The following is an 870-nucleotide window of genomic DNA, read 5'->3' on the forward strand; positions in this document are numbered from 1 at the left end:
CCTTCGAGGCGCTGAACGCCGCCCGCGCCCGCACCGCCGGGGCCGACCCCCTCGACCCCAGGAGCCGCGCCGCGATCCTGGCCGCGGGCGAGGCCACGCGGAAGGCCGTGCGCTTCACCGTGCTGGCTGACCCGGCGAGCGGCGCGGTGCTCGGCGTCCCCGAGCGGATGGTGCCCAAGCGCAGCGCCGTGCCCGGCGGCACCCGCTGGCAGAGCGCCGACGGGCGGCTGACCCTGGAGAGCCGGTCGTTTCCCGCAAGCAGCACCGACCTCGAGGCGCTGTTCGCCCGCGCGACCGCGCCGCTCGCCGACCGCAAGGTGACGTACAAGCTCAAGCGGCCGGACTTCATCGTGGTCACCGGCGAGACCGCGTCGGGGCGTTCCTACCTCCGCTACGCCGCCGGACCGGCGGGCATCCGCGGCTTCGCCATCGGCTACGAGGCGGCGCAGGCTGCGGACGTCGACCGCCTCGTCATCGCCATCGCCAACAGCTTCGTGCCGTTTCCCAACGCGCCGGCCGAGGCGCCCAGGATCGCGGCCGTGCCGGCAACCAAACCGCCGGCCACGGGCCTGCCCCCGGCCGGCATGACCTCGCAAGTGACGGCCCCGCAAGTGACGCCGCCGCAAGTGACGCCGCCGCAGGTGGTCGGCACCGGCCTCGTCGTGGCGCCGGGCCGCGTGTTGACCGCGTCGTCCGTGGTCGAGACCTGCCCGAACCTGCGGGTCGGCGCCGCCCCGGCCAAGGTCCTGCGCAGCGAGCGGGGTCTGGCGCTTCTGGAGGCCGCCGGCCTGCCGGCGCCGAAACTGCCGGGCCTGCACGGGGCCTCGGCTTCCGAGGATCGGGTGGTGGTCGCCGCCGACGGGGCGGGGG

General features: G+C 76.3%; 1 pseudogene. It reads left to right on the forward strand.

The features are described 5' to 3' along the window. Positions 1–870: pseudogene (locus FV229_RS27755) on the forward strand (serine protease); the annotation flags it as partial.

The organism is Methylobacterium sp. WL120 (assembly GCF_008039465.1).
GTDB classification, from domain to species: Bacteria; Pseudomonadota; Alphaproteobacteria; order Rhizobiales; family Beijerinckiaceae; genus Methylobacterium; species Methylobacterium cerastii.